This window comes from Ralstonia mojiangensis (assembly GCF_023955645.1).
Classification (GTDB): domain Bacteria; phylum Pseudomonadota; class Gammaproteobacteria; order Burkholderiales; family Burkholderiaceae; genus Ralstonia; species Ralstonia mojiangensis.
Genome location: NZ_JAMXHU010000004.1, coordinates 372,701 through 397,669, shown reverse-complemented (window position 1 = coordinate 397,669; position 24,969 = coordinate 372,701). Strand labels below are relative to the sequence as shown.

The window sequence follows — 24,969 nt, the reverse complement described above, 5'->3', positions numbered from 1 at the left end:
CTTACCCAGACGAAGCGCAGACGTAGCGAAGAAAAGCCCGCCACCCAGCGGGCTTTTTTGTTTCTCCGCTTTGCTCACTGATGCACTTGCACGCAACACCTGCCTCGACGTCACTGCACGGTGACCATCCGATCGGGGCCGTTTCAAACCTGGATGCAACTCACTCGATCGATCACGCATTCCTGCGCGCATCGATGAAGGCGCTTGTCTTATGGCAGATCTCTCCGATGTTTCCAACGCACTCGTCACGCTCGTCACCGGCGTGGTTTATCCGAACGGAACCAGCCAGCCGTCGATCACGGGCAATCCGGTGGTGGTCTACAGCGGCTGGCCCAACATGACGCAACTGAAGACCGACCTGCAGGCCAACAAGGCGCACGTCTCGGTCTTTCCGATCACGAGCCATCAACGGCATGCGAACACCGCGTTCTCCGACTGGACCGTGGCCACACCGCCGGCCAACACGCTGGCCTTGAGCGTAGCCGCACAAACCGTCATGGTGAACGGCACCGTCAGCACGCCGCAGAACGTTGTGCTGCTCGTGGATGACCGGGCGTATGCCTACGCCGCGCAGGCCAGCGATACGCCGGCCAGCGTCGCGGCGGCGCTCGCTGCGCTGGTGGCGGTCGATCAACCGGCAACGGCTGCTGGCACGTCGATCACCATTCCGAATGCGACGTATATCTCGCCGCGCGTGGGTGGCATCGGGACCGTGCAGCGCGAGACACGCCGGCAAGAGCGCACGTTCCTGATCTCGACGTGGGCGAATGGCGGCGCGCCGCGCGACGTCATTGCCGGCAAGGTTGATTCGGTGCTCTCGGGCATCGTGCGCTTGACGTTGCCCGACCAGGGCGCCGCGCTGCGCTACAAGCGCGGCCATCAGCATGACGATCTGACCAATGGCATCTACCGGCGTGACCTGCGGTACGCCGTGGAGTACGCAACCATCGTGACCGACACGGCCTACCAGATTGCGACGGGGGCGGAGAACGTGACGGCCGGTGCCTCGATGGGCGCACAGTTTCCTGTTCGGACCATCGTGCAGTAATCGAAGTCAACCAACCGCACCGCCCCTAATCATTCGGGCGGTTTTTATTGCCGGCCGCCTTTGTGCGGCCATTTTGTTTTCTCACTTGGAGGCACGCATGCCGATCGTCCAGCAGGGCAGCATCAATACCACTGCTCTCATCGTTCCGGACCTGTACGTCCAGATTGTTCCGCCGCAGGTCACCCTGCTCAACGGCGTTCCCACCAACGTGCTCGGCGTGGTCGGCACGGCCAGCTGGGGTCCCGTCAACTCGCCGACATTGATCGGCAACATGGCCATGTACGCGCAGACGTTCGGCGCGATCCAGAACCGCACCTACGACATGGGTACTGCAGTGGCCGTGGCAGTGCAACAGGGCGCCAACAACTTCCGCTGCGTGCGCGTGACCGACGGCACCGACACCGCTGCCACGGTGGTCGCCCAGACCAACGGCGTGACGTTCACCGCCAAGTACACGGGCTCGCTGGGCAACACTGTCACGGTGGCGCTGTCGGCGGGCTCGGCAGCCAACACGTGGAAAGTGACTGTGGCCGCGCCCACGCTGGCGCCGGAAGTGTTCGACAACATCGGTGCAGGCCAGACCGGCAATGCGCTGTGGGTGGCGATCGCCAACGCCATCAACAACGGCGTCAGCGTGATGCGCGGCGCTTCGCAAATCATCACTGCCACCGCAGGCGCGAGCACCACCGCACCGACGGCCGCCACGCTGCAACTGGCGGGCGGTACCGATGGCGCGGCCACCATCACCGGCGCTGTGTTGCTCGGCCAGGACACCGTACCGCGCAAGGGCATGTACGCGCTGCGCAACCAAGGCGTGTCGATCGCCATGCTGGCCGACTGCGCCGATGCGACGACCTGGCCGACGCAGGTGGCGTTTGGCCTGTCCGAAGGCATCTACATGATCGGCACGGGCCCGAGCGGCGACACCATCGCCAACGCCGTGACGGCCAAGAGCACTGCCGGCATTGATTCGTACGCCTTCAAGCTGCTGTTTGGCGATTGGGTGTACTGGCTCGATACCGTCAACGGTGTGACGCGCCTGGTGTCGCCGCAAGGGTTTGTCGCGGGCCTGCTGGCCAACCTGTCCCCGCAGAACAGCAGCCTGAACAAGCAGATCTACGGCGTGGTGGGCACGCAGAAGACGTTCGCGAACCAGAGCTACAGCTCGGCCGAGCTGCAAGCGCTGATCCAGGCGGGCATTGATGTGGTGACGAATCCGGTGCCGGGCGGCGCGTACTTCGGTTGCCGCGCGGGGCACAACACCAGCTCGAACGCGCTCACACAGGGCGACAACTACACGCGCATGACCAACTACATCGCCAGCACGATCAACGCGGGCATGGGCAAGTACGTCGGCCAGCTGCAGTCGGCCACGGTGCGCGCGCAGGCAGCGGCCACGCTGTCGAACTTCCTCAGCTCGATGGAGCAGCAAGGGATGATCGGCGCGGTCAATGGTGGCCCGGCGTTCTCGGTGCAGATCGATGCGAACAACAACCCCATGAACCGCGTGGCGCTGGGTTACATGCAGGCCGACGTGAAGGTGGTCTACCTGTCGGTCATCGAGAAGTTCCTGGTGAACGTGGAAGGCTCGCAAGCCACGGTGATCCGCACTTCGACCGCGAATCAGTAATCCACCTGATACCTGTCAATCAACCTTTTGGCCTCGCACGGCGCGAGGCCTTTTCTTTTGGAGAACGTTATGCCGATTCAAGGCTACTCCGTCGGCCGCGACTACACGCTGGTCATCCAAACCGCAAGCGGCACGCTGCAACCGAACAAGATCACGGCTTTCAAGAGCAAGCAGGACGTGACCGACGTGCGTGTCAAGCGCCTGGACGGTATTACTGACCACGTGCGCTTCTTCGACGGCTGGTCAGGTTCGTTCGACGTAGAGCGCCAGGACGCCACGCTCGACAACTACTTCGCGCAACTCGAAGCGGGCTATTACGCAGGCGTGAACGAAGCCCCCGCGCAGATCTACGAGACGATTCAGGAAGCCAATGGCTCGGTCTCGCAGTTCCGCTATGACGGCGTGCTCATGACCCTGGCCGATGCTGGCAACCGCGCGGGCGATGCCACCATCAAGCAATCCGTCAACTTCGTGGCTTCGCGCCGCATCAAGGTGTCCTGATGACCAACGTGACCATCACTCCGTCTGAACAGATCATCAAGGCCGCCGCGAAAGAAGCGGTGGTCGACGATGCACTGGGCCGCAAGATCACGCTGCGCAAGCCCAGCCCGCTGGCCAATCTGGACTTTGCCAAGGCCGCGGGCGGCAGCGAGCTGAACATGCTCTACCTGGCCGAGGTCGCGCACCTGAAGTTCGTCAGCGCGATCGATGGTGATCCGGTGCCGACGCCTGCCTCGGAAGCCCAGTTGCGTGCGCTGTATCAACGCCTGGGCGAAGAAGGAAACGAAGCCGCGCAGCGCGGTGTGGCGGCCAGCTTCCTCAACATTGCCACGTCGGAGTCCGAGCTAAAAAACTCCTGACGAACGGCCCGTTTCACGAGGCGATGTGGCTCGTGCATAACGGTGTTCCGTTCGACGTGGCGTTTTCACTGGACGACACCATGCGGCAGGCGATGGCCATCAAATGCAGCGAATTCCATGGCGCGGAGTTCGACCTGAGGACGATGTCTTTCAAGGAGCGCGAATGAACCTCTCGTTGACTGAGATGGTGCGTCGCCTGACCGAATTGGAGACGCGGGTGCCGGAGGCGTTGTCGCAGGGGCTGGCCGCAGCCGCTGCGGCAATGGAGCAGGCCGCCCGCACCAAGGCCGTGGAGAGTGCAGCCGCCGCCGGCATGACCGAGGCGGCGCGCGTGAATGCGCTGCGTGACTCCATCGGCAGCGAAGTCAAAGGGTTGGAGGCGGCCATCGGCTCCAACGCCAACCAGGCTGTCGTCCTGGAGCTAGGCAGTGCGCAGACGCCACCGCACCCCTTCCTGGGTGTGGTGGCGAACGAGCACGCCGACGCAGTGCAAATGAGCGTGGGCGATGCGGTGACGGCGGCGCTGGAGGGCCGCCCGATCGATCCCACCGCAAACGCGCACACGTGAGATCGGTGGCCTCAACAGACGAACAAGGATTCCTATGAGCCTCGATGCTTACAAGATTGGGATACAGATTGCGTTGGTGGATAACGTTTCGCGTGGGTTGATGACCCTCGCGGGACACTTCAATCGCTTGAATCTGGATGCAGACGCGCTGAAGGCGCGGCTCGACAAGATCGGCAAGATGATTGACGCCGGAGGCGTGCTTTCCGGTGCAGGTGCCAAGGGCTTCAAGATGCTTGACGGCCCGTTGGATGCCGCCAAGCAGTATCAGACCGAGCTTCAGCGCTTCAGCCAAGTCATGCCAGGCGACGCGATGGCATCTCAGGCGGACAAGTTCGCCAAGAGCCTGAATGTCATGGGGCAGTCGTCCCTCGATAACTTGAAACTGCTGCGTGAAACAACAGCGACGCTTGGTAGCTTTGACCAGGCAAAGTTGGTGATGCCTCAGCTCGCGCAGGCCAAGTCTGGCGTGATGGCGGTCATGGGTTCTGATGCTGGCGGTAAGTTTGAAGAGAGCGCGCTGTCAGCGCTAAAAACCAAGCAGCTGCAGAGTGCCATTACGAACCCGAATACCGGGTTGATTGCCCCGCAGAGAGTGTCGGATGTGCTGGACTCGATGCGTCAGACCTACGTCGCGACGAATGGAAAGGCGACTTCGGACGACTACGCCAAGTCGATCGCATTGCCTCGAACCGCGACGAGCACGTCGGGTGTGGCAAAGCCGAGCATGCAGGCCTTGGAGCTCGAGTACCAAGCCAAGCTTGCCAATCTTCAGATGACGTTAGGTGAGCACATTCTGCCGGTGGCAATTGCTGGTTTGGAGAAGCTCAATGCGTTGCTCCAGAGCGTGACGGAGTTTGCGAAGGAGCATCCCACGCTGACCAAAGTTTTTCTCGGATTGGCTGCGGTGCTAGCGGGCGCAGCCGTGGGGGCGGGCGTTGTCTTGCAGTTCGGAGCAGCACTCACTGCACTAAGCGGGATTTTCCCCGTGATCATGTCGGTGATCGGCATGGTGATGACGACGATAGGCGCAGGCATCGGTGCCGCAATGGCCGCGGCAGTGGGCGCGATCAGCGCGGTCGCGTTACCGCTGACCCTGGTGCTTGCTGCCGTAGCTGGCTGGGCAATCTTGATCTACAAAAACTGGAACGAGATCAAGCCGAGATTGCTTGGGGCTTTTGAGCTGGTGAAGCAGTCAGCCGATTGGGTCCAAGCACATTTATTCGTGTTTTTCGAGAGAGTCAAAACCTTTGCGGCAGGACTCTGGGAACATGTGCAGCCGATTCTTAGCAAGATCAAATCTGTAGTTGCGACGCTGTGGGGGTATGTCGAGCCGACTTTCGACAAGATCAAAGCTAGAGTCCAAGACGCTTGGGATTCTTTCAGCAGAATCGCGGCAATGCCATTCACCTTCATTCAGGCGTTCATAAAGAGCGTCGTTGACGCGTTCCGATCTTTCGCACAACGATTCAATCTCGGCGACGTTGTTGACTACATCGATACGAAGCTTAAGAAGGCATACACGGATTCAATCGTTCGTGATCACGCCGCTTCATACTCGAACGAGGGGCATAACCGCAACCCTGTGAGCAACACCGTCAAGCCTGCGGATGCAAGGCCTGTTGCGCTCAAAGGCGATGTAGTCATGGACGGCCGTGCTGTTGGGACGGTGGTATGGAAGCACGCTGACAACCACCTGGCGCGTCCGCAAACCGGGTCCAGTGACTTCAACACTGCCATGCACGTGTCACCATCTGGATATACCACCTATGCCTGATTTTGCTCTCAAACTTGGAAGCTTCCAGTTCAAGGACTTGGAGATTCCTGAAGCCCTCCCTTTTGGCGGAACGCAGAAGCTGGCGGTGCACGAACTTGTAGGCGGCACGCGCGTGATCCATTCCATGGGCGACTTCGAGCGTCCCATCGAGTGGTCGGGCTGGTTGCTTGGCGAGGATGCACTGTCACGTGCACGCGAGCTGGACAACCTGCGTATCGGCGGCCAGCGATTGCTACTGCAGTGGTCGGAGTTGTACTACTGGGTTGTTGTGCGCGAGTTCAATGCGGACTTTCAGCGCGCCTACAAAATACCGTACAAGATCTCGTGCGAGGTATCGAGCACGGCGGCAAAACCTCAGAGCAGCGATGTGCAAAGCATTGATGGCCAGATCAGGAGTGATGCGGCCGCCCTTGCCGACATGGCAAACGCGGTTGGCGATGGCACGCTCTCCTGTCTGATCAATTCAGCTAACTCGGCAATCACAACGGTAGCGAGTTTTGCCAATGCGGCGCAATCAACGTTGAGCAACGTACTCCAGCAAGTCACGGCCGTGCGTGATCGTGCGCAAGCATTGGTGACCTCGGCGAACAACCAGCTGATGACGGTGGCGACGTTGGGTGGCATCTTGCCGAACAACCCGGTGGCACAGCAGGTAGCGAAGCTCAATGGCCAGATCAATTCGGCGTTGAGCTTGCCGGTGTTGGTTCAGCTTGATCGCGTTGCCGGCCGCGTGCAGAAGAACATCACGTCTGTCTATAAAAGCGCCAAGCAGGTGGTGACTGCAGGAGGGGACCTGATGAAGATTGCCGCCAAGGAGTACAACGATGCAATGGCGTGGACAAGCCTAGCGAAGGCCAACCCAGATCTTGCGTGGGACCCACTGGTGCAAGGCATCAGGAACCTCGTGGTGCCGCCCAACAAGGACGGTGCTGGCGGGTTGCCTAAGCCATAGCCGATCGTTCTCGTCAACTGGACAGCCCCGCAATGCGGGGCTTTTTTCTTATGAGCCTGAACAAGCTACCTGTGATCCCCGAGGTGCGGCAGCCGCGCTCTATCGTGAAGGTGGGTGGTGAACGCGTGCCGGCCTGTGTGAGCTGGTCAGTCCAGAACAACTCGTATGAGCAGGCGGACACGTTTCAACTCACGTTGGCGGCGAGTGCACTGCCACCTGACCGAGACGCGAATTGGTTTTCCAGCCAACCCGAGTTACTGGTCGAGATCTTCGCCGGGTTTCCATCAAATCCGCTGAAGTATGACGAGTCCAATCTGCTGAGCCTCATCTACGGCCACGTCGATAGCGTTGATTTTGATCCTGCATCGGCTCAACTGACACTGAGCGGGCGCGATCTCACCGCGCTGTTCATTGATGCGATGGTGACGATGCAGTTCCAGAATCAGACCGCGTCTGAGGTGGCGGCCGCCCTTGCGGCTGGGTATGGGTTGCAGATTGCCGGCAATGACACGGAGCGTCCGGTCGGAAAGTTGTATGCCCACGACAAGGTCGGCATGACCAGCCAGCGCAGCGAGTGGGACTTGCTGACCGCGCTGGCGCGTGCAGAGAGCTTTGTCTGCTACGTGACGGGCAGGACGCTGTATTTCGGCCCTCGCGCCCCCGAGCCGCCAGAACCCTACGAGTTGCGTTGGACTAGCGATGCGCGGGGTATGCCCACTGCCAACGTGACTAGCCTCCAGCTATCGCGCGATCTGACCATTGCGAAGGGCATCACAGTCGAAGCCCGCTCCTGGAATTTGAAGCAAGGCAAGACCCTGACCGCTCGATACAGCAGCGAGTCCGATGGCGGGCAAGGGCGTAAGCCAACGCGTACTGCGGTGGGTAACGGCTTGGATCAGGCGGGCGTCAAGCGTTTGGCCAAGCAGGTACACGACGAAACGGTTCAGCACGCAATGAAGCTACGCGCTCGCCTGCCTGCGGACCACCTCCTGTGGCAGACCGACACCCTCCGTCTAACAGGTACCGGCACCCGTTTTGACCAGGACTACCTCATCGACAGCATCACCCGCAGCATGAGCCTGAGCGAGGGTTATGTGATGGACATCTCGGCCAAGAACATCAACAAGGGAACGAGCAAATGATCCAACAGCTTCGCAACCAAATGGTGCTCGCCGCGATGATGGCGCAGTCCAATCGCGCGGAGAACCGCATGGGCATCGTCACCAGCTACGACCCCGGTACGGCCTCCGCGCGCGTACGCCTCCAACCTGAAGACCCCGCCGACCCAGCGCGCTCGCTGACCGGCTGGATGCCCGTTGCCTCTGCCTGGGTCGGCAATGGCTGGGGCATCGATGCGCCGGTCAGCCCGGGCGACCAGGTGGAAGTGCAGTTTCTTGGCGGCGACATCGAGAACGGCTACATCTGCGCGCGTTTGTTCAGCGATCAGGCGCGGCCGACCGGCGCGCAGTCGGGCGAGTTCTTCCTGACACACGCGTCGGGCTCCAAGCTGCAATTCCACAACGACGGCACGGTCACGCTCATCAGCGCAGGCACGCTCACCACCCAGGCGCCGCAGTGGAACCACACGGGGCCTGTGCAGATCGACGGTGCGCTGGTGGTTACGCAAACCATCACGGGCCAGGCGGGCATGGCGGTGTCGGGCAACAACGGCACGGGAAACTCGATGAGCATCAGCGGCAATACGCAGTTCAGCGGCCAGGTTTCGGCGAATGGCCATCGGATCGATGACACGCACCGCCATACCGGCGTGCAGTCTGGGTCCAGCAACACAGGGAGCGTGGCATGACGCAGCAACTTCTGAACGACGCGAACCACTGGGTGGGCGGCGACATCATGGTGTCGCCCACCGGCGATCTGGGTCTGGCCAGTGCAGACCTGCGAACGCAGCAACGCATCGTGCGGCGCCTCGTTACCAACCCTGGCGACTACATCTTTCACACCGACTACGGCGCAGGCCTGCCGCAGAAGATCGGCGAAACGCTCGACGTGCCGGCGATGCGCGGGCTGATCCGCTCGCAAATCCTGCAGGAAGCCGGCGTTGCGCAAGACCCCGAGCCGCAGGTGGATGTCGCGGCCATCACCGGTGGTGTGAGCGTGCGCATTCTGTACAGCAGCGCGGTCACACGTGAGCCGGTGTCCCTTCAATTCAATGTGAGCAAGTGATATGTCCATTCAGACGCAAGACTGGGTGACGCTCGTGCGTAACCAGGTGGCGGCTATCCAGGGTTACGCCAAGGTGCTGGTCGACCTGACGGTCGGATCGGTGCTGCGCGCCGTCATTGAAGCCAACGCGGCGGTCACGGTGTGGCTGCAAGGGTTGATCCTGCAGGTGCTGGCGATCACTCGAGCGGCAACCTCGAGCGGCGCCGATCTCGATACGTGGATGGCCGATTTCGGCTTGACACGCTTGGCCGCCGTGCCGGCCACGGGCAGCGTCACGTTCTCGCGCTTCACCGTCACGCTGCAGGTGCTGGTGCCGGTGACGGCGGTGGTGCAGACGGGCGACGGTACGCAGCAGTTCAACGTGGTGGTCGATACGACCAACCCTGCCTACAGCGCCACGCTCGGCGGCTATGTGATTGCAGCCGGTACGGCCAGCGTGAGCGTGCCAGTGCAAGCGGTCACGCCCGGCGCGGCGGGCAATGCGGTGGCGGGTGCTGTATCCACCATCGTGGGTGCCATCTCGGGCGTGGACACGGTCAGCAATACGGCGGCGTTCGTCAACGGCGCAGATGCCGAGCCCGATACCGCATTCCGATCGCGCTTCATCGCTTATGTTGCGAGTCTGTCCAAGGCCACCAGGACGGCCATCGGCTCGGCCATCGCCAGCGTGAAGCAGGGGTTGACGTACGTGATTCTGGAGAACCAGACCTACGCCGGCTTGCCGCAGAACGGCACGTTCATCGTGATCGTGGATGACGGCACGGGCTCGCCAACGTCAACGCTGCTTGCCAGCGTGAGCAACGCCGTGGATGCCGTGCGCCCGGTGACGAGCACGTTCTATGTGTACGGGCCTGTCGTCGTTAACGCCACGGTCTCCATGAGCATCGCCACGGCTGCAGGCTACACGCATCAGGCCGTCGCGCTGCAAGTGCAGGCGGCCTTGCTGAGCTACATCAACAGCTTGCCGCTGGGCACAGCATTGACGTATTCACGACTGGCGCAGGTGGCGTATGACGCGTCGCCGGCCGTCACCAACGTCACCGGCACACTGCTCAACGGCAGCACAGCGGATTTGCCGGCCACCAGCCTGCAGGTCATCAAAGCCACAACCAACTCCATCACGGTGACGTAATGGCAACCGGTGACCAACAAGACATCTTCACGCGCATACGCGGGTATCTACCGCGCTGGTTTGGTGATGTGGCGCAGTCGCCCATCCTCAACGGGCTGCTGCAGGGGCTCGCATACAGCGGCGCCTACGTCTACGGCCTGTATGCCTATGCGAGGGAGCAGACGCGCATTCTGACCGCCACTGACGGCTGGCTCGACATGATTGCGGCCGACTTCTTTGGCCTGTCGATCCGGCGCAGGACCGGGCAATCCGACGCATCGTTTCGTGCAAACATCGTCGCCAACCTGTTTCGTGAACGCGGCACGCGCGGCGCCATCATCCGCGTGCTGAACGACCTGACCGGACGTGCCCCGACGATCATCGAACCGAGCCGCCCTACAGACTGCGGCGCCTACGATGCGCCGAACAGCGGCTACGGTATGGCCGGCGCTTACGGGCAGGTCTCGCTGACGTATCAGGCGTTTGTGCAGGCGTATCGCCCGCTTGGCAGTGGCATCCCGAACGTGGCCGGCTACAGCATTGTCACCACAGGCTACAGCGCGCCCTCGCAAGGCGAATACGTTGACCCATCGATGAGCAGCAACACCGTGTCGGACGCCGACATTTATGCCGCCATCGAATCGGTGCGGCCCGCCGCCTCGATCATCTGGACGCGCATCAGTTCCTAAGCGCGGACCCACGCGCTTTCCTTACCACCGACAGCCCGGCAAGACGCCGGGCTTTTCTTTTGGAGAACAGTCTTGGATCGTCAGATTGTCTACAGCGGCCAGGTGCCGCAAACCACGGACCTGCTGAACACCAACCGGCAGACCATGATCGCGCTGGCAAAGCTGTGCGCGGATCTGTTTGGCACATCCACCGTCATCTCGGGCCTGGGCTGCGTGCCCACCACGCCCGCGTCGATGAGCGTGACCATCAACCCGGGGCAGATCTACCAGCTCGCCAATGTGGACGGCACGCTGTACAGCGCGCTGCCGCAAGACACTGCGCACAGCATCCTGAAGCAAGGCATCTTGCTGGATGCGCAGTCTTTTACTCTCACGGCACCTGCCACGTCCGGCTACAGCCAGAACTACCTGATCCAGGCGGCTTACCTTGAGAGCGACGTCAACAACGTCGTGCTGCCGTACTACAACAGCGCGAACCCTTCGCAGGCATTCAACGGGCCGGGTGGCAGCGGCAATGCGCAGCCGACGACGCGGGCGGGGCAGGTGTCGTTGCAACTCGTGGCTGGCACTGCTGCATCTACCGGCACGCAGACCACGCCCGCTGTAACCGCGGGCTACGTAGGGTTGGCCGTCATCACGGTTGCCAACGGGCAGAGCACGATTACCAACGCCAGCATCGTCCCGTATCCCAACGTGCCGACGGCACCGACGGGTGGCTTTCTGGCGGCGATCGGCGAGCGCTATTCCAGCATCCAGAACGTCGCCACATCGAGCACGCTCACCACGGCGGCGCTTGGCGCACTGGTTAACGTCACGGCCACCGGCCAGACCATGACGCTGCCGCCCGCCGCCAACTGCCCGAACGGCACGAGCATCTGCGTGACCTATATGCAGGCCAGCGGCTCAACCGCCGTCACGCGCAATGGCGCCGATACGCTCGCGTTCGGCCAGGGCAGCAGCGCCAACAGCCTCACGCTGAATCCCGGTGAAGCTGTGCAGTTTGTGTCGAATGGGGTGAATGGGTGGGTGAGCGCCGGGCAGACTTTGACGACGGGGGTGACGCCTGCGCAGTTTGATAACAGTGGGAAGTTGGCTACGACGGCGTTTGTGAAGACCGCAGGGCTGCAGCTTGCGGACTACGTAGGGTTCAGCGCGAACACTACATTGCCTGCTTCAGTCTGTGGGAAGGTGGTTACGTTGGTAGGTAACGGCATCACATTGACGTTGCCTTTGTTGTCGTCGGTTCCTGTTGGCTCGACCATTACCTTTCACCCTGGTGGTGCATCAGGCACCGTCATCCAGCGTCAAGGTTCGGACAACATCTTTGGCGCCGGTGGAAATTTGGCATCGTTTGCTTTGAGTGGAACCGATTCAATCACCTTGCTAGCCTCAACAGTCAGTTGGATCCCGATTTCAGGCTCCGGGCAGATGCAGTTTTCGTCTCTGCTCGGCTCGTCTCTGCAGAGCAGTGGCTACCAAAAGTTACCAAGTGGATTGATTTTGCAGTGGGGCCAAATTCCGGCGATGCCAGCAACCGGGACAGCTTCGGTAACGTTTCCGATTTCATTTTCAATCGCGTGCTATTGCCTAGTAGGTTTGCCCACTGGTGGTGCGCAAGGGACGCTTGAAAACTTTAGTGGCGCGTCCGCGACCAGCGTCATTTTTGGGGAAGGCGGCACGCGCAACATTAGTGGTGGCTCGTATTTGGCAATCGGAAAATGAGGAATAAAACATGATCTTCTACGCAAAATCCACCGGTGGCTTTTACGATCCCGCCATCCACGGCACAAACATTCCTGCCGACGCCATCGACGAATCCAAATGGTCGACGACCCATGCGCAACTGATGGACGCGCAAGCGGCTGGCAAGAGGATCACTGCCAATGCAGACGGCAACCCGATTGCCGTCGATCCGCTCTCGCTCATGACGTTGGACCAAGTGCGTACAGCACAAGCCATCAAGGCAAGCACCGTCTGCGCCTCGGCCCTCACCACCGGCTTCACCTCATCCGCCCTCGGCACACCCCACACGTACCCATCCCAAGACGACGATCAACGCAACCTCCAAAGCGCCGTCAGCGCCTCGGCTGTCGCACCGTCAAACTGGACAACACGCATCTGGTGCGCCAACAACGATGCCTGGTCCTTCACCGCGCACACTGCCGCGCAAATCCAGCAAGTCAACGCCGACTGGCTGGCCCACCGCGTCGCCGCGCAGCAGAAGTACGCCGACCTGATCGCCAGGATCAACGCCGCAAACAGTATTGAAGAGGTGCAAGCCATCGACTGGTAAGCACCGCCATCCCAGCAACACAGCCCGCCTTCGCGCGGGCTTTTTCATTTCCGGGGGAACCATGTCTGAACCCATCAGCGGCAGCGCCGTTGCGGGGGTGGCGGGCGCTGCTGCCTTCAAGGCGCTTGGCGGGTTCGCAGCCGTGGCTTTTGCTGCGACTGTGCTCGCCACCATCGTCGTCATGGTGATGACCTTGCCTCGCGCCCGCGGAGAGTGGGCCGTTGCGCTCATCTCCACCGTCATCGCCAGCGTAGGGGGCGGGGCCACCGTCATCCAGTACTTCGGGGTGGCGCATTGGATCGGCTCGGCCAACGGTGCCATGGCACTCGGCGGCATCTACTTTGTCTGCGGCCTGCCTGGCTGGGCGTTCGTGCGCTGGGTCTTCAACTTCATCAACAAGCGGCGCGATGCCGACCTCGCCGAGGTCGTCGACGACGTGCGCGAATCCCTGCACAAGGCAAACCATGGCTGAACCGCTTCTCACCGCGGCGCAACTGCGCGCCGTCATGCCCAGCGCCGGCGGGCGCGCCGATGTGTTCGCCCCCATCCTGGCCGACGTGTTGCTGTTCCGGCAGATCAACACGACCGCACGCATTGCCGCGTTTCTTGCGCAGGTCGGGCACGAATCCGGGCAACTGCGCTACGTGCGCGAGCTGTGGGGTCCCACGCTGGCGCAGCGCGGCTACGAAGGGCGTGCCGACCTCGGCAATACGCAACCCGGCGACGGCAAGCGCTTTCTTGGCCGCGGCCTTATCCAGATCACGGGCCGTGCCAATTACCGTGCGTGCGGCATCGCATTGGGCCTCGATCTCGAAGCGCAGCCCGAACTGCTCGAGACACCCGCGCACGCCACGGCATCGGCCGCGTGGTTCTGGCTGAACAATGGGCTCAACCGCTTTGCCGATCAGGACAGCGACGCCGCCTTCGTGCAACTGACGCGCCGCGTCAATGGCGGCACGAATGGCCTCGATGATCGGCGCGCGCTGTGGTTGCGCGCTCGTGCTGTACTGACTGGAGGAGCCCCGTCATGAGCCTGCTCGACCCACGCTTCTGGGCGTGCGCCATCCTGGCGTTGGTGTTCGCGTTCGGCCTTGGCTACGGCGCCGGCGATCTGCATCGGCTTCAGGTCGAGCGATCGCACGCGCTGCAAGCCAAGGTGGCTGTCGCACAAACCGAAACGCGCCAGGCAAATGTCAGCGCGCACGTGGCCGATCAAGCAGCCCAGGCGCAGACGCGCATCCAGACCGTCTTCCGAGACCGCATCCTTTACCGAAACCGCGAGGTACCCCATGAAATCGTTGTGCACGACGATGCTGCTTGCCGCATCCCTGGTCGCTTTGTCGGCATGTGGAACTCCGCCAACCGGGCCGGGCTTCCCAGCGCCGCCGGCCTCCTTGATGAAACCGCCAGTGGCGTTGTCCTCTCTGACGTTGAAGCCCAGCACGAGCGCGAGGCCGAAGCTTTCCACAGCAACGCCCAGCAACTGAAAGACTTGCAGGACTGGGTGATTCAGCAGCAGGAGGCTGCGAAGCCTCAATAGACGCAGATATTGGGTTTGCCTCGCCTAATGACGCTCAATCGATGATGTCGGCGCAGGCGTCAGTGGGCGCGGCCGCCACATGTCCAACCAGCGGCACCATCTTTAGGCCCGCAGATGCCACGCGGCACGGCGCGGCCACGACGCCGCAGCCGGAAAGAAGTGCAGCACCAAGCAGGGACACAGCGAGCAGAAGGTGTTTCATCGTGGATGGGTTTGAAAGCGAATGCCGGGCAGTGTGACACAGAGTCTTTCGCCAACCTGTGCGCGTTTGTATCGGGAAATGGCAATCTGTGTGGGTCTCAAAACCATGACGCGATGCGTCAGAGCGCAACAATAAAACGCGTTCGAAAGCCGCACAACGCTGACTTTAGGCGAAAAAGTCACATCCTCGGTTTGCGCAAATCGAACCGCCAGCCGTTGCTGCAGGCCGCAAAGCCACTGTTGATGCGGGTTTTCCCGTAATTTCACAAACCGCAACAATAAATTGTCTGTCGCGACATTTATTGTCTTAACAGGCTCGCCTACGATGACTCCATCGAATGCGGCGCCGCAGCGAAAAGAAGATCCAGGAAACGCCCGGATCACCTGCCCGACGCGCTGCGCCCATCTGGAGAAGACATCATGAAAGCCCAACGTACTCTGATTGCTGCCCTGATCGCCCTGGCAAGTGTGCCGGCCATGGCAGCAGCCAAGTTTGACGTGTACACGCAAGGTGCTGCGCAGGTCAGCCAACGTTTCGACGTGTATTCGGATGGCGCTAAGGCTGGCGACAAGTTCGATCCGTACACGCAAGGCGCCAAAGCCGGCAGCAAGTTCGATCCGTACACGGAAGGCGCACTGGCCCGTGCCGGCAAGTTCGATACCTATACCGAAGGCGCCAAGGCTGGCAGCAAGTTCGATCCGTACACCGAAGGCGCCCTGGCCCGTGCCGGCAAGTTCGATTCCTACACTGAAGGCGCCAAGGCCGGTAGCAAGTTTGACCCGTACACCGAAGGCGCCCTGGCCCGTGCCGGCAAGTTCGATACCTACACTGAAGGTGCCAAGGCCGGTAGCAAGTTTGACCCGTACACCGAAGGCGCCGTGGCCTGAGCCTGGTTCCTCCCGGAAAGACGCCCGCACACCGCGGGCGTTTTTGTTTGTGTCACCGGGGAAGCGCGATGATTGCGAACCGAGTCGCCATTGCGGCGTCTCACTCTCATCGCAACCAGGAAGCCATGATGATCCGTTTCCGTCGTCCGACCCGCTCCCTTCTGTGCCTTACGCTGGCCTCGGCCGCCATGCTGGCTGGCTGTGCGACCGTCACCCCGGGCCCGTTCCAGATTACCGTGCGTGATGCCGATGACACGGTGCTGGAGCAATTCCAGTTCCAGGCTGGCTCGCAGGGGTCGCTGGAGACCGCCATGATCGGCATGTGCCGCGTGTATCCGGAGGCCACCGTCGTCGCAGAGCAGCTCTCAACGCACGAGCGCCTGCAGGAACGCTGCAAGCGTTCGTTTGCCTCAATGCTCTCGCCGTCCTGATGCTGCGCTGAAGCGGCTACCATGTCGCCTCATCGGCTGGCGGTGCCGGCCTTGTGTGAATATCCCGAGCACGCACCTGAGGCGCATGTGAACCCGCAAGACAAGTCCTCCGAGATTTCCCAGGTTTCCCGCTTTGCTGCGACACGGCCGCGCCTGCTGTCTGCGTTTGCGCTGGGCGCCGTTGCGGTCGCTGTTGTGCCAGCGCACGGGTGGCTTACGCGCCTGCTGCTCGGCTGGGATATCGCCGTGTGGGCATACCTGATCCTGATTACAGTGATGATGCTGCGCGCAGACCCACGCCGTATCCGCGCCGTCGCCCGCCGTGAAGACGAGCGTACGTCGGCCGTGCTGGCGGTGGTCTGCCTCGGTGTCGTGGCCAGCATGGTGGCCATTGCGTTTGAGCTTGCGACAGCCAAGTCGGCGGGGCATGCGCAGACGTCGCACTACGTGTTCACCGGTATCACGGTGCTCGGCGCGTGGCTCATGGTGCCGATGATGTTTACGGTGCACTACGCGCATCTGTATTACCGTTCGCCCCACGAGCCGCCGCTGCAGTTTCCCGACGAGCAGCTCGACCCCGATTACTGGGATTTCCTCTACTTCTCCTTTACGATCGCGGTCGCCAGCCAGACGGCCGATATCAGCATTCGTTCGCGTGCAATGCGGCGAGCGGTGCTAGGGCAATCACTGCTGTCGTTCTTCTTCAATACGAGCATCCTCGCGCTCTCCATCAACATTGCTGCTGGCCTGTTTTCATGACGATGCTGCCTCCCGAGCTTCCTTCCAACGCACACACTCGCCCCATCAATGCTGTCAGCTATGTGTTGGTGGCGGCCATGATTGCAGCCGTGCTGTGGCTGCACCTGTTGCCGGCTGCCATTGCCGGTTTCCTCGTCTACGCATTGGCGCGCAAGCTGGAAGCGCGCTTGCGCGAGCGCAGCAGGCTATCCAGGCGCGCGAAGGCGGTCGCGGTGATCTGCGTGTTCGTCATCGCCGCCCTCATTCTTGCTGGGCTTGGCATCGGGATCGGGCGCCTGGTCGAGCACGGGCATGGGCTCGAAGGCATGCTTACGCGCATTGCCGACGTGCTCGACAACCTGCGGGAATCCTTGCCGGCGGCGGTGGTCGATTACGTTCCGCAATCGGTGACTGAGCTGCGTGTCCAGCTCGTGCAGATGATCAAGGAGCACGGCCATCAGGTGTCGACCCTCGGTATCGACGGGTTGCGTGCAAGCGCATTGATGCTGGTTGGGCTGATCCTGGGGGCGATGGTGGCCTGGTCGGATACGCTTGATCCCGAGGACCACAAGCCGCTGGCCGCAGCACTGGTGAACCGGCTGAGCCGGTTGACCGATGCATTCGAGGCGGTGGTGTTCGCGCAGGTCAAGATCTCGGCGCTCAACACCGCGCTCGCGGCCATCTACCTGCTGGGCGCACTGCCGCTGTTCGGGCAGCACGTGCCGTATTCCAAATCGCTGATCCTGCTGACCTTTGTGGCCGGGCTGATTCCTGTGGCGGGCAACCTCATCTCCAACACGGCCATCGTGGTGATGAGCGTGACCGCCTCATTGGAACTTGCGGTGGCATCGCTCATCTTTCTGGTGGTGGTGCACAAGCTGGAGTACTTCGTGAATGCACGCATTATCGGCAGCCGCATCGATGCGCGCGCGTGGGAGCTGATCCTCGCGCTGATCGTGATGGAAGCGCTGTTTGGCGTGGGCGGCGTGATTGCTGCGCCGGTGCTTTATGCCTATATGAAGCGTGAGTTGACGGACGCCGGGCTGATCGGCTGAGCCATCTCTTGGGGTGAGGTGCGGGGTGACCCGCCAGCGCCCCCGCGCTGACGGCATCGGCAGAAAAGAGCGCGCCCTACGGGACGAGGGGCGCGCAATAACTCGCTGACCGAGAGACGTCAGCGAGCCGAGGGTCGGTACACGGGGACGAAGCGGGCGACGGGCGCGAGGCGTTGCCAGTGACATCCACGGCTTCGGACGTGACGAAGCAGCAGACGACCCGGTCGTCGAGCAGGGCCTGATAAAAAAGGTCTCCCATCGCGCGGCATAGCGTTCCCGTTAGCAGGATCATCATGGCTCCCCTCCCATGTCGGCCGATGTGCGGCATCGTCGATGCTGGTCATCGGTTCAGTTTGCGGATCGTTGTGCGTGTGAAGTTGGTCACGCAGCGGGTTCCGTCAGGCTGTCGGCACTGGCGCCTTGCGCTTGTTTCTGGCGTCGTGCTGCAGTCCATGCTGCCGAGTATAGAAAGCGTCTCCTGAGCGGCCATGCTCCGAACGGAGTAGCCCCGGGCGAGAAAACGGCTAACACGTTAGCTACCTGCCAGGGCAAGCTGGGCAAGGGTTTGCGGGAAGATGGCCGGTATCTGGGTGGAAACGGCGCCGCGCGGGCTGACGCTTTTGCCCCGACAGTAAATTGTCCGGTTTGCGTTAATCGTTGTCGAATTTGCGGTAACACGCCTGCACCGTTTAGGCGCAAGATTGAGCGCTTCCTCGCCTCAACACCGTTACCGCAAACCATCATGCAAACCACCGCAAACGGCACGGCCGCTGCATCGGCCGCCCCCGCCGCGCAGGCCGACAAGACCGGCTTTGGCGTGATCGGCGCCATCAGCTTCGCGCACTTCCTCAACGACATGATGCAGTCGTTGATCCTGGCGATCTATCCACTGCTCAAGGGCAACTTCCACCTCGATTTTTCGCAGATTGGGCTGATCACGCTTACGTACCAGATCACGGCGTCGCTGCTGCAGCCGATGGTCGGGCTGTATACCGACAAGCATCCGAAGCCGTATTCGCTGTCGGTGGGCATGGGCTTCACGCTGGTGGGGCTGGTGCTGCTGTCGGTGGCGCCCAACTTTGGCACGGTGCTGCTGGCGGCGGCGCTGGTGGGCACAGGCTCGTCGATCTTCCATCCGGAATCGTCGCGCGTGGCGCGTATGGCCTCGGGTGGCCGTCATGGGCTGGCGCAGTCGTTGTTCCAGGTGGGCGGCAATGTGGGCAGCGCGATGGGTCCGTTGCTGGCAGCAATCATCATCATGCCGTACGGGCAGCACAGCCTTGCGTGGTTTTCGATCGCGGCGCTGATCGCCATCTTCGTGCTCTATCACGTGGGCGGCTGGTACAAGCGTGAACGCGCCGCGGGCCATGGCCGCAAGGCAGGCGGCCGCGCGCATGCCGCGGTTCAGCTGTCGGGCAAGCAGGTGGCGTTTGCGATGACGCTGCTGGTCGTGCTGCTGTTTTCCAAGTACTTCTACCTGGCGAGCCTGAACAGCTATTACACGTTCTTCCTGATCACCAAGTTCCAGCTTTCGGCACAGACGTCGCAGCTGTTCCTGTTCCTCTTCCTGTTTTCGGTGGCGGTGGGCACGATCGTGGGCGGGCCGATTGGTGACCGCGTGGGCCGCAAGGTCGTGATCTGGGTGTCGATCCTGGGCGTGGCGCCGTTCACGCTGTTGCTGCCGTACGCCAACCTGTTCTGGACCGCCGTGCTGACGGTGATCATCGGGCTGGTGCTGGCCTCGGCGTTCTCGGCCATCCTCGTGTATGCGCAGGAGCTGATTCCCGGCAAGGTCGGGATGGTGTCGGGCCTGTTCTTTGGGTTTGCGTTCGGGCTGGGCGGCATTGGCGCTGCGGTGCTCGGCAAGCTGGCTGACGCAACCGACATCTACAACGTCTATCACCTCTGCTCGTTCCTGCCGCTCATCGGCCTGCTGACGGTGTTCCTGCCGGATATCGAGCGCAAGCGCCAGCAGGTGGCTTAACGTACCAGACGTCGCATACAGAGACAGCGCGGCGGACGTCCCCTCCCGGCCGATCCGCCGCTTTGCTTTTGGCGTTACTTTTCGACGGCGTGGGTCGGGCCCGGCCACACGCCGGTCATTTCGATCTCGCGCCGGCCGGTCAGCCATTGGCCGAGCGGGCTGGGCCAGCGGAACGAATAGTTGTCGCTGTTCACGACGCCCTGGAACTTCACGTCGACCTGGATATCGGTGGCGTTGAGCGGGATGTTCGCGACCGTCTTCGAGATGCCGCCGCTGAGCGAAAACTCGTCGCTGCGCGGGCCTTGCGGCGTGTTGAAACGCAGCTTGATGTGCGTGACGTAGGTGCAGCCGGGCTTGTTGTTGAAGTAGATCTCGAAGCCGCCCAGGCGCGTGATCCAGTTCGGGATCAGCAGGTTGCCGTCGAACGACGCAAAGGTGTAGGCCACCGGAATGGGCGCGGGCGCCTGCTTGCCGGGCTCGAACGGCCACAGATGCTGGTCGACGCTCTTGGTCTGGTTGACCGACACAAACGACCCCTTGCCCGTCGCGCTGCCGAGCATGTCATGCACGGCACCTGCTGAACCAGTAATCGAGAACGACGAGTTGTTGTCTTGCGAGCCCACGTTCAGCCCGCTGTTGGCCAGAATCACGCTGGTCACCACGCCGAAGCCCTGCGCGATGTTCCCGCCCGAACCCATGCTGACGGACTGTGCCTGCTCAGCCAGCCACTTGATCGTCTCGGGCCGTGTGAGCTGCGTCAGGTCATTGATGTACGACTCCGACGCAATGCCGAATTCCGAGGCGATCGACCCGACCGCCGAGAACTCCCATTTCACTTCCACGCCTGCGTTAATCTTCGTGCCGCTTTCAGGATCGGTGGCCGAGCCATCGAGCTTGACGCTGGTCTCGGTGCGGTGGACGTTGTTGGTCGACAGCTTCCATTGATTCGGTACGGTGCGCGTATTGACTGCCACGCCCGGCGTTTCAGGCTTGACGGGTGTGAAGTCTCCGGTGTCGGGCGACACAAAACCGACGGCGCCGGGTTTGATGGTGGGGGCGAGCGTCCAGTTGCCCCAGTAAGCTGCGCGACCGTTGCGGATGAGGTCGGTGAAGGCGCGATTCCATTGCATGGTTGCACTCCAGGTGTGAGGTTGTGCTGCGGGTCAGCGGGTCTGCGCGGTGGCCTCCATCGCCATGTGGCGACGGGGCAGGGCGCGAGGGCACTGTCTCAAACAGGCTGGCGCCTGTTAATGCAGCAGAAGACCTGGGGCAGACGGCATGGGCGCAGGCACGGGCAGGCCGCTCTGTGTGACATCACGCAAGCCGCGCGAGCCCTAGCGCCAATCCCAAACCGATCAGGATCACGCCAATCACACGGTCTACGAGGCGTTGCCGTGCCAGCAGCGAGCGTCGCAACGCACCTGAGGCAAACACCGCCGCCACCAACGCAAACCACATCGCGTGCGCCGCCGACATGAAGACGCCATAGCCGAACTGGGCGGCGAGCGGTGTGCCCGCGTGAACAACCTGCGTGTACGTGCTGACCACAAACAGCGTCGTTTTCGGATTGAGTGCATTGGTGAGAAAGCCCATGCGCAGCGCGGCGATGGTCGATAGCGTTGGAGCACCGACGCTGTCACCGGCAGTCTCGCCGCTCGGCAACGGCTTGGCCGACAGCGTTTTCCAGCCAATCCACACCAGGTACGCCGCGCCCACCAGCTTGATGCCCTGCAGAAGCGTTGGCGCATGCGCGATCAGCAGCCCTACGCCGAACATCGTGTAGAACACGTGCACCTGCACGCCCAGCGCAATGCCCACTGCGCACAGGACGCCTGCGCGCCGCCCATGCAGCAGGCTGTTGCGCGTGACCATGGCAAAGTCCGCGCCCGGACTGATGACGGCCAGGATGGTGATGACGGCAACAGCAAGGAGTTCGCTCATGTCAGGCGCAATCGCAAAGTGAGGATGCGCCGATTCTGGAGGCCTCCGCCATCGCTGAAAATCGATTTATGATGCCGTTTTTCGGTGAGAAAAACTGACAGATGGCATTGCCTCCCTTGAATACGCTGCGTGTGTTTGAAGCCGCAGCTCGGCATGGCAGCTTCGTGCGCGCGGCGCAGGAACTGCACGTGACACATGGCGCTGTCAGCCGGCAGATACGGCAGTTGGAAGCGTCGTTAGGCGTGGATCTGTTCGAGCGTCGCAATCGGGCGGTTTTCCTGACGCCCGCGGGTGAACAGTTGCATGCGGCCGCCACCGATGCGTTCGGAATTCTCACGGATAGCATCGACCGGATTGCTCGCCGGGCGACGTCTTCCGCATTGGTGGTGTCATGCGAACCGACGCTTGCGATGCGGTGGTTGATCCCACGACTGTCGCGTTTTCAGGCGCGGCATCCGGCCATCCAGATTCATCTGTTTGCGGCGGGCGGCCCCATCGATTTCGCACGCACCGGTGTGGACGTGGCATTGCGCCGTGATGACTTTGCATGGCCCGCACACGTGCATGCGGCGCCCATTTGCGACGAATGGATTGGTCCGGTGCACGCCCGCGAAGCGGATCCTGCCGCGCGCCGTCGGCTGCTGCACACCGCCACGCGCCCAGATGCATGGCAGGCGTGGTGGCGTGCCAGCGGCACGGCGCGGCCGCGTGGGCGGCTGCCAGAGGCGCGATATGAACATTTCTATCTGAGTTTGCAGGCGGCCTTGGCGGGGCAGGGCACGGCCATCGCATCGAAGCTGATGGCGGGTGATGACCTGAAAGATGGGCGGCTGATTGCGCCCGAAGGGTTTAGGCGTGACGGTTCAGGCTACTACCTGCTGGCCGATGCGCCTATTGCCGCCGACAGCCCGGCTGGCGCCTGGCTCGCCTGGCTGCGCGAAGAGACCGCTGCCACGCTGGAGGAATGACGCAAACCGGCGCTACGCCGCCATATGCCCACCGCCCAGGATGCCGCGAATGGTGGCCAGATAAGCCTCGCCCACGGCCCGATTGAGCGGTCGCGCACGCGGGGTCGCCCGCTTGCGCGGCGGCGGCGTCAGACCCAGCGTGCGGCAGACTTCCGACGCATACGGCCGCCCACGCACCTCCATGCGCAACACGACTTCGTTCAGCGCCTGTTCACCCAGGCGCTCGCGCAGCCAGAGCACCGTCTGGCGGTCGTACTCGTTTTTGATGCGGATCAGGTCGTCCATGGCGAGTGCTGTATAAATTTACAGTTACTGTAAATATATACAGGTATCCACAGATTTCAAGGACGATGTTGCGGGCGCGCCGCATCACCGCGACGGTCGCCTCAGTCGACCCGGTACATGCCGTATCCGTCCACCTGCACCCGCCCATCGGCCTGCAGTTCGGCCAGGTGCTGGGAAATCGTGCGGGTTTCCGCGCTGACCACCCACAACGCCTCGTAGCCCGGCGGATACAGCAGACGTTGCTCCACCAATTGCGCCACAGTCTTTGGGGATTCGCGCAGCATGGCCAACAGGCGCTGTTCGCGTTCATTGAGCTTGGCCGTATACGCCGCCAAGTCGCGCAGGAAATGCTCCCGGTCTGTGTAGATGCCGCGATGGTGCGACGTGACCCACACCTCGGCTGGAATGTCCGGCAAGCGCGCCAGAGTGCGGCGGAAATCTCGCAGGCTTGAGGAGGCGTCGCCGTAATAGGGCCCGAAGCCGGTCAAGTCAATGTCGCCGATGAATGCCACGCCTTCGGGCTCGACCAGCAGAACGGTATGGCCGGCGGTGTGGCCGGGCATGTGAAACGCGCGGACTTGCGTATTGCCCAGGTCCCACTGCGCCCCGTCTTCATAGCCCAGCGCATCGGGGCGAGGCGCATAGAAGAATTCGCGCTGCAGCTTCTCCAGCATGGCCGGGGCGGTGGCATCGTCCAGGCCGTACGTGGCGACCATGCCGTTCCAACTTTGAGCCGCGGCCAGATCGGCTTCATTCACGTGCACCGTCGCGCGGGGCAGCCGATGCAGACCGGCCATGTGGTCTTCATGCACATGCCCCATTACCACCAGCTCGGTGGCGTCAAATTCCGGGCCGATGTGGTTGGAAACCAGCGGCGTGTCGAACGCGGCCAGCGTGTCCGAGCCGCGGATGACGACCTGGTTGCCATCGGGATATTTCCCGCTTTTCTCACCGAAGAACACCGACACACGGCCGAAATCGGCACGCGCGACTGCGGCGTGGGGCAGGGTCGTCATCTCGCTTCCTTCGGGCGGCAAGGCCTGCGTCAGACCGTCATGCCGCCATCGACGACGATGCACTCGCCGTTGGTGTAGCTCGCCGCATCAGACACGAGGTAAAGCACCGTGCCGGCCATCTCGCGCGGCTCGGCGTGGCGGCGCATCGGGATCTCGCTGATCCAGCGGTCGTACGTGGCCTTGTCTTCAAACAGGGCGCCTGCGAACTTGGTCTTGGTCAGACCCGGCAGCAGCGCATTCACCCGAATGCCGAACGGCCCGCATTCCTTGGCGAAGGCGCGCGTCATGTGGGCCACGGCGGCCTTGGTGATGGAGTAGATGCCCTGTTTGTCGCCGGGGTGCAGCGCATTGACCGACGCGGTATTGACGATCGCACCGCCGCCCTGCGCCTTCATCATCTTGCCGGCTTCAACCGACATGAAGAAGTAGCCCCGGATATTCACCTCCACGGTCTTCTCATAGGCCGCCAAATCTGTGTCGAGGATGTGGCCGAAGTGCGGGTTTGCCGCCGCGTTGTTGATGAGAATGTCGAGCCGGCCATGCGTGCGGCGGATGGTGTCGAACGCCGCTGCAATGTCTTCCATGCGCCCGACGTGGCAGGCGAGGGCTTCTGCTTTGCCGCCGGCTTCGCGGATGCGTTCTGCCACGGCTTCGCAGTCGGCCAGCTTGCGGCTAGATACGATCACGTGCGCGCCTTGTTCTGCAAGCAGCTTGGCAATCTCTTCGCCAATACCGCGGCTGGCGCCGGTGACCAGGGCGATCTTTCCGGTCAGGTCGAACAGGTTCGTGCTCATGGTGTGCTCCTCCAATGGT

Annotated in this window: 30 protein-coding genes; 24 read left to right on the top strand and 6 right to left on the bottom strand. The window is 62.2% G+C overall.

The window, feature by feature from the left end; all coding sequences use genetic code 11:
* Positions 1 to 211: 211 nt before the first annotated feature.
* The 18 genes from NG898_RS18405 (at position 212) to NG898_RS18325 (ending at position 14,649) form a co-directional block, all read left to right on the top strand.
* Entirely contained in the window at positions 212 to 1,048 is an 837-nt protein-coding gene (locus tag NG898_RS18405; RefSeq protein WP_252693796.1) for a hypothetical protein, read from the top strand.
* Positions 1,049 to 1,145: 97 nt separating this feature from the next.
* Positions 1,146 to 2,678 carry a phage tail protein gene (locus NG898_RS18400; RefSeq protein WP_252693795.1) on the top strand — a complete coding sequence of 511 codons (1,533 nt, stop codon included), beginning with the start codon at positions 1,146 to 1,148 and terminating at the stop codon, positions 2,676 to 2,678.
* 69 nt (positions 2,679 to 2,747) lie between these two features.
* Positions 2,748 to 3,179, top strand: a complete 432-nt coding sequence (locus tag NG898_RS18395; protein WP_092971094.1) for a hypothetical protein — start codon at positions 2,748 to 2,750, stop codon at positions 3,177 to 3,179.
* Complete coding sequence (locus NG898_RS18390; protein ID WP_252693794.1) at positions 3,179 to 3,538, top strand: hypothetical protein; 360 nt, start codon at positions 3,179 to 3,181, stop codon at positions 3,536 to 3,538. Before NG898_RS18395 ends, NG898_RS18390 begins: the two co-directional genes overlap by 1 nt.
* Before the next feature lie 32 nt (positions 3,539 to 3,570).
* On the top strand, positions 3,571 to 3,705 hold the full coding sequence (locus tag NG898_RS26125; protein WP_260773752.1) for a hypothetical protein: 135 nt from the start codon (positions 3,571 to 3,573) through the stop codon (positions 3,703 to 3,705).
* Complete coding sequence (locus tag NG898_RS18385) at positions 3,702 to 4,106, top strand: hypothetical protein (RefSeq protein ID WP_252693793.1); 405 nt, start codon at positions 3,702 to 3,704, stop codon at positions 4,104 to 4,106. Before NG898_RS26125 ends, NG898_RS18385 begins: the two co-directional genes overlap by 4 nt.
* Before the next feature lie 34 nt (positions 4,107 to 4,140).
* Complete coding sequence (locus NG898_RS18380; RefSeq protein WP_252693792.1) at positions 4,141 to 5,880, top strand: hypothetical protein; 1,740 nt, start codon at positions 4,141 to 4,143, stop codon at positions 5,878 to 5,880.
* Positions 5,825 to 6,832: a LysM peptidoglycan-binding domain-containing protein gene (locus NG898_RS18375; RefSeq protein ID WP_252693791.1), complete on the top strand. Its 1,008-nt coding sequence runs from the start codon at positions 5,825 to 5,827 to the stop codon at positions 6,830 to 6,832. Before NG898_RS18380 ends, NG898_RS18375 begins: the two co-directional genes overlap by 56 nt.
* A 50-nt stretch (positions 6,833 to 6,882) precedes the next feature.
* Positions 6,883 to 7,974, top strand: a complete 1,092-nt coding sequence (locus tag NG898_RS18370; RefSeq protein ID WP_252693790.1) for a phage late control D family protein — start codon at positions 6,883 to 6,885, stop codon at positions 7,972 to 7,974.
* Positions 7,971 to 8,639, top strand: coding sequence for a phage baseplate assembly protein V (locus tag NG898_RS18365; protein ID WP_252693789.1), 669 nt, complete (start codon positions 7,971 to 7,973; stop codon positions 8,637 to 8,639). The genes NG898_RS18370 and NG898_RS18365 overlap by 4 nt, the downstream gene beginning before the upstream one ends.
* Positions 8,636 to 9,016, top strand: a complete 381-nt coding sequence (locus tag NG898_RS18360; protein WP_252693788.1) for a phage tail protein — start codon at positions 8,636 to 8,638, stop codon at positions 9,014 to 9,016. Before NG898_RS18365 ends, NG898_RS18360 begins: the two co-directional genes overlap by 4 nt.
* Before the next feature lies 1 nt (position 9,017).
* Positions 9,018 to 10,148, top strand: coding sequence for a baseplate J/gp47 family protein (locus NG898_RS18355; protein WP_252693787.1), 1,131 nt, complete (start codon positions 9,018 to 9,020; stop codon positions 10,146 to 10,148).
* Complete coding sequence (locus tag NG898_RS18350; protein ID WP_252693786.1) at positions 10,148 to 10,816, top strand: hypothetical protein; 669 nt, start codon at positions 10,148 to 10,150, stop codon at positions 10,814 to 10,816. Before NG898_RS18355 ends, NG898_RS18350 begins: the two co-directional genes overlap by 1 nt.
* 72 nt (positions 10,817 to 10,888) lie before the next feature.
* Positions 10,889 to 12,538 (top strand): gp53-like domain-containing protein, encoded by a 1,650-nt coding sequence (locus tag NG898_RS18345; RefSeq protein WP_252693785.1) that lies wholly within the window; start codon positions 10,889 to 10,891, stop codon positions 12,536 to 12,538.
* 10 nt (positions 12,539 to 12,548) lie between these two features.
* Complete coding sequence (locus NG898_RS18340) at positions 12,549 to 13,109, top strand: DUF4376 domain-containing protein (protein ID WP_252693784.1); 561 nt, start codon at positions 12,549 to 12,551, stop codon at positions 13,107 to 13,109.
* Between the two features lie 61 nt (positions 13,110 to 13,170).
* On the top strand, positions 13,171 to 13,581 hold the full coding sequence (locus NG898_RS18335) for a hypothetical protein (protein WP_175537094.1): 411 nt from the start codon (positions 13,171 to 13,173) through the stop codon (positions 13,579 to 13,581).
* The gene (locus tag NG898_RS18330) at positions 13,574 to 14,140 is read left to right on the top strand and encodes a glycoside hydrolase family 19 protein (protein ID WP_252693783.1); all 567 of its coding nucleotides are present in this window, start codon (positions 13,574 to 13,576) and stop codon (positions 14,138 to 14,140) included. Before NG898_RS18335 ends, NG898_RS18330 begins: the two co-directional genes overlap by 8 nt.
* Positions 14,137 to 14,649: a hypothetical protein gene (locus NG898_RS18325; RefSeq protein WP_252693782.1), complete on the top strand. Its 513-nt coding sequence runs from the start codon at positions 14,137 to 14,139 to the stop codon at positions 14,647 to 14,649. Before NG898_RS18330 ends, NG898_RS18325 begins: the two co-directional genes overlap by 4 nt.
* Positions 14,650 to 14,683: 34 nt before the next feature.
* On the opposite strand, the gene NG898_RS26190 is transcribed toward NG898_RS18325, so the two are convergent.
* Complete coding sequence (locus NG898_RS26190; protein ID WP_175537095.1) at positions 14,684 to 14,851, bottom strand: DUF6726 family protein; 168 nt, start codon at positions 14,849 to 14,851, stop codon at positions 14,684 to 14,686.
* A gap of 419 nt (positions 14,852 to 15,270) precedes the next feature.
* Here NG898_RS26190 and NG898_RS18320 point away from each other — a divergent pair, with 419 nt between their 5' ends.
* From NG898_RS18320 to NG898_RS18300, 5 genes are all read left to right on the top strand, one after another.
* Positions 15,271 to 15,738: a hypothetical protein gene (locus tag NG898_RS18320; RefSeq protein ID WP_252693781.1), complete on the top strand. Its 468-nt coding sequence runs from the start codon at positions 15,271 to 15,273 to the stop codon at positions 15,736 to 15,738.
* 128 nt (positions 15,739 to 15,866) lie between these two features.
* Positions 15,867 to 16,169 (top strand): hypothetical protein, encoded by a 303-nt coding sequence (locus tag NG898_RS18315; protein WP_313903625.1) that lies wholly within the window; start codon positions 15,867 to 15,869, stop codon positions 16,167 to 16,169.
* Between the two features lie 114 nt (positions 16,170 to 16,283).
* A complete protein-coding gene (locus tag NG898_RS18310) occupies positions 16,284 to 16,928 on the top strand; it encodes a DUF1345 domain-containing protein (RefSeq protein ID WP_392397887.1) in 645 nt (214 codons plus the stop codon).
* Positions 16,925 to 17,962 (top strand): AI-2E family transporter, encoded by a 1,038-nt coding sequence (locus NG898_RS18305; RefSeq protein ID WP_252693779.1) that lies wholly within the window; start codon positions 16,925 to 16,927, stop codon positions 17,960 to 17,962. The genes NG898_RS18310 and NG898_RS18305 overlap by 4 nt, the downstream gene beginning before the upstream one ends.
* 742 nt (positions 17,963 to 18,704) lie before the next feature.
* Positions 18,705 to 19,946: an MFS transporter gene (locus NG898_RS18300; protein ID WP_252693778.1), complete on the top strand. Its 1,242-nt coding sequence runs from the start codon at positions 18,705 to 18,707 to the stop codon at positions 19,944 to 19,946.
* Positions 19,947 to 20,020: 74 nt separating this feature from the next.
* Here the strand turns inward: NG898_RS18300 and NG898_RS18295 are convergent, their stop codons facing one another.
* The gene (locus tag NG898_RS18295; RefSeq protein WP_252693777.1) at positions 20,021 to 21,076 is read right to left on the bottom strand and encodes a hypothetical protein; all 1,056 of its coding nucleotides are present in this window, start codon (positions 21,074 to 21,076) and stop codon (positions 20,021 to 20,023) included.
* Between the two features lie 184 nt (positions 21,077 to 21,260).
* The gene (locus NG898_RS18290; protein ID WP_252693776.1) at positions 21,261 to 21,887 is read right to left on the bottom strand and encodes a LysE family translocator; all 627 of its coding nucleotides are present in this window, start codon (positions 21,885 to 21,887) and stop codon (positions 21,261 to 21,263) included.
* A gap of 101 nt (positions 21,888 to 21,988) precedes the next feature.
* Between NG898_RS18290 and NG898_RS18285 the strand changes: the two genes are divergently transcribed.
* Positions 21,989 to 22,855, top strand: a complete 867-nt coding sequence (locus tag NG898_RS18285) for a LysR family transcriptional regulator (protein WP_252693775.1) — start codon at positions 21,989 to 21,991, stop codon at positions 22,853 to 22,855.
* 12 nt (positions 22,856 to 22,867) lie between these two features.
* Here NG898_RS18285 and NG898_RS18280 read toward each other — a convergent pair whose 3' ends face one another.
* The 3 genes from NG898_RS18280 to NG898_RS18270 form a co-directional block, all read right to left on the bottom strand.
* On the bottom strand, positions 22,868 to 23,140 hold the full coding sequence (locus NG898_RS18280; RefSeq protein ID WP_252693774.1) for a CppA family protein: 273 nt from the start codon (positions 23,138 to 23,140) through the stop codon (positions 22,868 to 22,870).
* Between the two features lie 101 nt (positions 23,141 to 23,241).
* Complete coding sequence (locus tag NG898_RS18275) at positions 23,242 to 24,156, bottom strand: MBL fold metallo-hydrolase (protein ID WP_252693773.1); 915 nt, start codon at positions 24,154 to 24,156, stop codon at positions 23,242 to 23,244.
* Between the two features lie 29 nt (positions 24,157 to 24,185).
* Positions 24,186 to 24,950, bottom strand: a complete 765-nt coding sequence (locus tag NG898_RS18270; protein WP_252693772.1) for an SDR family oxidoreductase — start codon at positions 24,948 to 24,950, stop codon at positions 24,186 to 24,188.
* Positions 24,951 to 24,969 lie beyond the last annotated feature (19 nt).